We start from the raw sequence: 7,457 nt of genomic DNA on the forward strand, positions 1-7,457 counted from the left end.
AGCAGAGATTGCTTCGACGATTGGTGGTAAAAGAAAAGATAAATCCAAAATGACTCTTGCGAATAAAATATACGCTGAACTTTTTAGAACTTATGAGTCAATTTTGAAATTCCTATACTGGAAAAACAAAGCATGAAGATTTTAGTCATTGGCCCTGCGTGGGTCGGCGATATGGTAATGTCGCAATCGTTATATATCGTATTAAAGCAACGCCATCCAGATAGCCAAATTGACGTGATCGCTCCAGGATGGTGTAAACCGATTCTTGAGCGTATGCCAGAAATCCACCAAGCGATTGAAATGCCTATCGGTCATGGTGAGTTTAACTTATTAGGCCGCAGGGAAATTGGTAAATCATTACGTGAAAAGCAATATGACCACGCCTATATCTTGCCTAAATCAGCGAAATCAGCACTGATCCCATGGTTTGCCAACATTCCTCTTCGTACTGGCTGGAAAGGAGAAATGCGCTATGGCTTATTGAATGACTTACGCCCTAACATGAAGTCTTTTCAGTACATGGTAGAGCGCTATGTAGCGTTAGCTTATCCAAAAGCAGAAATGGTGGATTCTAACTCTCTTGGCGGGCTTGAAACCTTACCTCGCCCACGCCTCGCAATCAACGAAGTAGAGCAAAAAGCCACGATCCAAAAATTCAACTTAACGCAAGACCAACCAACCATTGGACTGTGCCCAGGAGCAGAGTTTGGTCCTGCCAAAAAATGGCCCGAAACACACTACGCTGAAGTTGCGACGCAAATGGCTCGATCTGGGCATCAAATCTGGTTGTTTGGTTCTCAAAAGGACTTAGAGACTTGTAACAATATCCGCGCACTTGTCCCGACGCAATTCCATAAGAACATTCATGTTCTAGCAGGACAAACCAGCTTAATTGAAGCGGTCGACCTACTTGCTGCATGCAAGACAGTTGTCGCGAATGACTCAGGCTTAATGCATGTGGCAGCTGCGGTTGGTTGTAATGTTGTTGCCGTGTATGGCTCAACTTCACCGAAGTACACCCCCCCACTCGCAGAAAAAGTGGAGATTGTTCATACCGATATTGATTGTCGCCCTTGTTTCCAGCGTGAATGTCAATACAAACACCTTAAGTGCTTGACAGAACTTTCGCCTAAGCAAGTGCTAGATAGCATCCAAAAACTTGACGCCATTACGATAAGCTCATGTTAGTTCGTATTGTTTATACCTTACTACTCGCCCTAGCGTCACCGCTGCTTTTATTTGGTTTGTACAAGAGCAAACCAAATAAGCCTAAGTTCGGCTCTCGCTGGAAAGAGCACTTTGGCATAACCCCCAAGCTAAAAAGCAACGACAAACCTATTTGGATACATGCCGTATCTGTTGGTGAAAGCATAGCAGCAACACCTTTAATCAAAGCCCTTAAGGAACAAAACCCCGAACAATCTATTCTAGTTACAACAACAACAAGTACCGGAGCTGAACAGATTGCTAAGTTGGGTGATTTAATTGAACACCGCTATATGCCAATTGACTTTGGGTTTGCTATCAAAGGTTTTCTTAAAGCAGTGCAACCAAAACAGATGTTGATCATTGAGACTGAGCTGTGGCCAAACACGCTTCACAATGTTCACAAAGCGGGTGTCCCTATAACTGTCGTAAATGCGCGCCTATCTGAAAAATCGTGTCAGAACTACGCCAAAATACAGCGGCTTTTTAACCAGCTTCATCCATGCCTAACTCAAGTACTCTGCCAAACGGATTCAGATGCAGAGCGCTTCGAACGCTTAGGCGTTGAGAAAAAGAAACTATCCGTTACTGGCTCGATTAAGTTCGATATTCAAATATCAGAGCAAGTGAAACAGCAAGGACAGCAGCTTCGAGCCCAACTTAAAAACGATCGTCCGATTTGGATTGCAGCTAGCACCCACAAAGGCGAGGACGAACAGGTATTAGATGCACATAGACAAGTTTTAAAATCTCATCCAAATGCATTACTTATTTTGGTTCCTCGCCATCCGGAACGATTTGATGATGTGTTTGCGCTTTGCCAAAATTCCGGCTTTAATAGCACCAGAAGAACCAATGCTGCAATAGTTAACGCCGATACACAGGTATACCTTGCTGATACTATGGGTGAAATGCTGATTCTCCTTGGTGCCAGTGATGTTTGCTTTATGGCTGGGAGTTTGCTTGGGGATAAAGTTGGTGGACATAATGTGCTTGAACCAGTCGCACTCAACGTTCCAGTGATATCAGGCCCTAGTTACTTCAACTTCAAAGCGATTGTAGAAGACATGATTGCTCTGAATATTATAGACATTACCGATAAAACTCAGCTAGCGAGTAAAGTACTAGAGCGCTTTCAACATAGTAACTCTCAGCAAATGAGTGATTTTATTCAAGGCTATTTAAACTCGACTCAAAAAACAATTGAAGCAATTAAATAATGTCACAGACCCATTCAGCCTACTTTGTCATTACCGTTTTTGTGATTGCAATAATTGCCCTTGTCACAAGGTATCAAAACAAACCTGAAAAGGTTTTTGGAGTAGTTTTGCTTGTTTTATATAGCAGCAGATCCGTATCGACAGAGCAACTCATTAGCAGTATTGCCAATCCTGGCGTACTTACGCTGGTACTACTTATCATCTGCTCGCTAGCTTTAGAAAAGACCTCACTACTTCGTAGAATTTCGCAATTAGTCATCAAACCTAGCTATAAATCTACCTGGGTTCGACTGTTCTCGATAACCACATTGTCTTCAGCATTTCTAAACAACACAGCGGTGGTCTCTACCATGATCGCCCCAATACGTGCCAATGCCCTTCACCCAGCCAGCAAACTGCTACTTCCCCTATCTTTTGCTGCCATCCTTGGCGGAACACTAACGCTGATCGGCACTTCGACGAATTTAATCGTCAATAGTATGGTGCTCGATGCTGGGCTACCTAGTCTCTCCTTTTTTGATTTTTCACTTGTTGGCAGCATTGTTGTACTTGGGTGCGGGCTCACCCTGTTTTTACTTAGCCATTGGCTACCTAGCAACATTGAACGAGCAGATACTCAAGCTCAATACTTCATTGACGCTGAGGTAGAACCAAACTCCCCACTTATCGGTAAAACTATTCAGCGCAACGGGCTGAGAAATCTAAACTCTCTGTTTTTAGTCGAGATTCATCGCCAAGGAAGAACTATTTCACCAGTATCACCACATGAGTTAATAGAGGAAAATGATCGCCTATTATTCTGTGGAGAGATTAGAAAAGTAACTCAACTGAATCACTTCCCGGGCTTATCACTCTTTGCTCATAAAGGCGAAAGACTAAGTCATGATCTCAAAGAGGTCGTATTACGCCCTGAAAGTGCTTTAGTAAATAAGACCTTAAAACAAATTGGCTTTCGCGCTATGTTCAACGCTGCAGTTGTCGCGATCCGACGCGATGGCCACACGGTTTCCGGAAAGCTCGGTGAAGTTACCTTAAAAGCTGGTGACTATCTGGTACTCGCTGTAGGTGATGACTATCACCAGAGAAATAACATCGCTAAAAACTTTATCCAGCTCCAAGCGCTAAAAGCCGATAGGCTGCTCAAAGGACCACAAGAAATTGTCGCTGTTCTTGGCTTTTTTAGTGCTATCGCCCTCGCAGCTATGGAGATAGCTCCACTGCTGCACAACCTGATCTTGTTGCTTGGTGTTCTACTATTAACTGGAGCACTGAAAACGAATGAAATTATACGAAGGCTACCAGTCCAGATATGGCTAGTAATTTCATCTGCACTTTTGCTGTCTCAGGCATTAGATAATAGTACAGCAGTCGACCTCCTGCGGAGCGCAATGACAGAACAAGCTGAATTTATGAGCCCATTGTCAGGGCTTATCATGGTTTACTTGGTCACTTTATTGCTAACGGAGTTGGTCACCAACAATGCGGCGGCGGCCTTAGTCTTCCCCGTTGCTTATGCCCTCGCGACGAGTCTAGATGCAAATCTTCACAGCTATATTTTAGCTGTCGCGTTCGGCGCAAGTGCAAGCTTTATTAGCCCATATGGATACCAAACCAACTTAATGGTTTACAATGCAGGTCAGTACTGTATCAAGGATTATATAAAGATTGGGGTGCCGATGAGTATTACGTATAGCGGTTTAGTATTAACGGCTATCACAACTATCTATGGCGTTTAACTCCCTCATCGAATCAAAGAGAGACCGGAATGAAACTTTCTCCACAACGAATGACTCACCTTAAGCAGCTTGAGGCAGAATCTATCCATATTATGCGTGAGGTAGCTGCCGAGTTTGATAACCCAGTGATGCTTTACTCTGTTGGTAAAGACTCTTCAGTGATGCTACACCTTGCGCAGAAAGCCTTTGCGCCTGGCATTCCCCCGTTTCCACTTATGCATGTTGATACCACATGGAAATTCAAAGAAATGATTGAGTTTCGTGACTACATGGCGAAAAAGCTTGGTATGAAGCTGATTGTGCACCAAAATCCAGAAGGGCTTGCGATGAACATCAGCCCATTTGTGCATGGCAGCTCAAAACATACTGATATCATGAAGACACAAGGCCTAAAACAAGCCTTAGATAATCATGGCTTTGATGCTGCTTTTGGTGGTGCTCGTCGTGACGAAGAAAAGTCTCGCGCGAAAGAGCGTGTTTACTCTTTCCGTGATGAACATCACCGCTGGGATCCTAAAAATCAACGCCCTGAGCTTTGGAATATCTACAACGGCAAAGTAAACCAAGGCGAGAGCATTCGCGTATTCCCTCTTTCTAACTGGACTGAGCTGGATATCTGGCAATATATCTACCTAGAGAGCATCGAGATTCCAAGCCTGTACTTTGCAAAAGAGCGTCCCGTCGTTGAGCGTGACGGTATGTTGATCATGAAAGATGATGATCGCATGGAGCTTCGTGAAGGGGAGACGGTAGAACAACGCATGGTTCGCTTCCGTACACTAGGCTGCTACCCATTAACGGGAGCGGTTGAATCTCAAGCAACAACGCTACCAGAGATCATTCAAGAGATGCTGCTTACAACCACTTCTGAGCGCCAAGGCCGTGCCATTGACCATGATAGCTCTGGCTCCATGGAGAAAAAGAAACGTGAGGGTTACTTCTAACTATGACCTCGCCGTATCAAAAGAAGCACAATGAGTCTGTGAGTGACGATGTGGTTTGGCATAACACCAGCGTAACTCATGAAGATCGTGTTGCGCTTAAGCAGCAAAAGCCTGTTGTACTTTGGTTTACCGGACTTAGTGGCTCAGGAAAATCGACCGTCGCTAACGCGGTAGAAAGCAAGCTATTAGCGTTAGGTAAACATAGTTACCTTCTTGATGGTGACAATGTGCGCCACGGTCTAAACAAAGATCTTGGCTTTAGTGATCTAGACCGTATTGAGAACATTCGCCGCATTGGCGAGGTGGCTAAACTATTTGTCGATGCCGGGAACATTGTTCTGACCGCGTTTATTTCGCCATTTATCTCAGATAGAGAGCAAGTGCGCCAGTTAATGCAGCAAGGCGAGTTTTTAGAGGTGTTTGTTGATACTCCACTCGCAATCTGCGAGCAAAGAGATCCTAAAGGCCTGTATAAAAAGGCACGCGCAGGTGAGATTAAACACTTCACTGGCATCGACTCTGAGTACCAAGCGCCTATATCTCCAGAAATTCACATCAAGACAGCTGAGCTGTCTGTCGAAGCGTGTGCCGACCAAGTGATTCAAGCGCTCACTGAAAAAGAATACATTTAAAAGGAAGTCATTATGTCTCATAGCTCTGAGCTTATCGCTAAAGACATTGAAGCGTACCTAAACGTACATGAAAACAAAGACCTACTTCGTTTCTTAACTTGTGGTAACGTTGATGACGGCAAATCTACACTGATTGGTCGCCTGCTATACGACAGCAAGCTGATTTATGAAGATCAAATGGCTGCGATCGAAAAAGATTCTCAAAAGTTCAATACGACAGATGAAGCGTTCGACTTAGCACTACTAGTCGACGGTCTACAGTCCGAGCGTGAACAAGGCATCACGATTGATGTTGCCTACCGCTACTTCTCAACCGACAAGCGTAAATTCATCATCGCCGACACTCCAGGACATGAACAGTACACTCGTAATATGGTTACGGGTGCTTCTACCTGTGATCTTGCGATTGTAATGGTTGATGCTCGCCACGGTATCCAGACGCAAACACGTCGTCATAGCTATATCTGTAGTCTACTTGGAATTCAGCACGTTATCGTTGCCGTTAACAAAATGGATCTGATGGACTACAGCCAAGAGGTGTATCAGAAAATCAAAGCCGATTACCGAGATATGGCAAAGAACTTCAACATCAAGGATATCCGCTTTGTGCCAATCTCTGCTCTAAAAGGCGACAATGTTGTCACTCCAAGTGAGAACATGGATTGGTACCCTGGCGCTACATTAATGAAGCTGCTTGAAACAGTTAAGATTAACCAAGACATCAACACTGAAGTCATGCGCTTCCCAGTGCAATATGTCAATCGCCCAAACCTAAACTTCCGTGGTTTTTGTGGCACCCTTGCTTCAGGCATTGTACAGGTTGGTGATGAGGTTACTGCTCTTCCATCGAACAAAGTTTCTCGCATCAAATCTATCTTTACCTTCGATGGTGAGCTAAAAGAAGCAATGCCGGGTCAAGCCATCACCCTAACGCTTGAAGATGAAATCGATGTGTCACGCGGCGATATGCTTGTCCATTCCAACAACATTCCGGAGGTTGTAGACGCTTACCAAGCTCATATCGTTTGGATGGATGAATCTCCGATGCAAACGCATAAAGAATACCTATTCAAATTTGCGACTAAAACCTGTACAGGTAAGGTTTCTCAAATTGAGCATAAGGTTGATGTCAATACACTTAAGCAGCATGATCATAAAAATACGCGCCTTGAGTTAAACGAGATTGCACTCGCCTCAATAAAGCTTACCGATAAAGTTGCAATGGATGTTTATCAGCAGCTACCTCAAACTGGCGCTTTTATCATTATTGACCGCATTAGTAACGTGACTGTCGGCGCGGGTATGGTGTCATCGATACAATTAAACCATACTGAAGAACCAGCTCGTGTTTACTCAGAAGCAGAGAAAGAGCTCAATGCTTATGTATGTAAGCACTTCCCAGAGTGGGGCTGTGTAAAAATAAACTAAATAAATAGGTGGGCCATAAACATATCGCTCACCTATTTTATTGGGAAGGGTTAGAGAATATTAGATTTCTGATCCTCTCCTTTATCGCCTTCCTTTGAGATTTTCGCGCTCTCTGTTTATATTTTCTTATTCGATTGTTAAATGACTTTAAGTTCACTCCATCCAAGTCTTGTTTTAGTGACTCCAAACTATTGGCCATTGCTAACAAAAAGTCTCTCTGATTTTCGTGAGAGGACGAGGATATCCTTGTTGAAAAAGAATCTTTTTGATTAATTCTATATACAGACATTG

General features: G+C 43.8%; 6 protein-coding genes. All 6 read left to right on the top strand.

Annotated features, from left to right (window positions below; all coding sequences use genetic code 11):
* Positions 1–132: 132 nt before the first annotated feature.
* From waaF to cysN, 6 genes are read left to right on the top strand one after another with little or no spacing between them, the layout of a single operon-like run.
* Positions 133–1,188: a lipopolysaccharide heptosyltransferase II gene (gene waaF, locus CAG68_RS06575; RefSeq protein ID WP_017820719.1), complete on the top strand. Its 1,056-nt coding sequence runs from the start codon at positions 133–135 to the stop codon at positions 1,186–1,188.
* On the top strand, positions 1,182–2,426 hold the full coding sequence (waaA, locus tag CAG68_RS06580) for a lipid IV(A) 3-deoxy-D-manno-octulosonic acid transferase (protein WP_161440939.1): 1,245 nt from the start codon (positions 1,182–1,184) through the stop codon (positions 2,424–2,426). Before waaF ends, waaA begins: the two co-directional genes overlap by 7 nt.
* Positions 2,426–4,162 (top strand): SLC13 family permease, encoded by a 1,737-nt coding sequence (locus CAG68_RS06585; protein ID WP_054576849.1) that lies wholly within the window; start codon positions 2,426–2,428, stop codon positions 4,160–4,162. Before waaA ends, CAG68_RS06585 begins: the two co-directional genes overlap by 1 nt.
* 29 nt (positions 4,163–4,191) lie before the next feature.
* Entirely contained in the window at positions 4,192–5,106 is a 915-nt protein-coding gene (gene cysD, locus CAG68_RS06590; RefSeq protein WP_049534422.1) for a sulfate adenylyltransferase subunit CysD, read from the top strand.
* Positions 5,107–5,108: 2 nt separating this feature from the next.
* Complete coding sequence (gene cysC / locus CAG68_RS06595) at positions 5,109–5,738, top strand: adenylyl-sulfate kinase (protein WP_054576848.1); 630 nt, start codon at positions 5,109–5,111, stop codon at positions 5,736–5,738.
* Positions 5,739–5,750: 12 nt separating this feature from the next.
* The gene (cysN, locus tag CAG68_RS06600) at positions 5,751–7,166 is read left to right on the top strand and encodes a sulfate adenylyltransferase subunit CysN (RefSeq protein WP_054576847.1); all 1,416 of its coding nucleotides are present in this window, start codon (positions 5,751–5,753) and stop codon (positions 7,164–7,166) included.
* Positions 7,167–7,457 lie beyond the last annotated feature (291 nt).

Origin of the sequence: Vibrio sp. V42_P2S4T144 (genome assembly GCF_009904715.1) — a bacterium.
In the GTDB taxonomy this organism is placed as follows: Bacteria; Pseudomonadota; Gammaproteobacteria; order Enterobacterales; family Vibrionaceae; genus Vibrio; species Vibrio alginolyticus.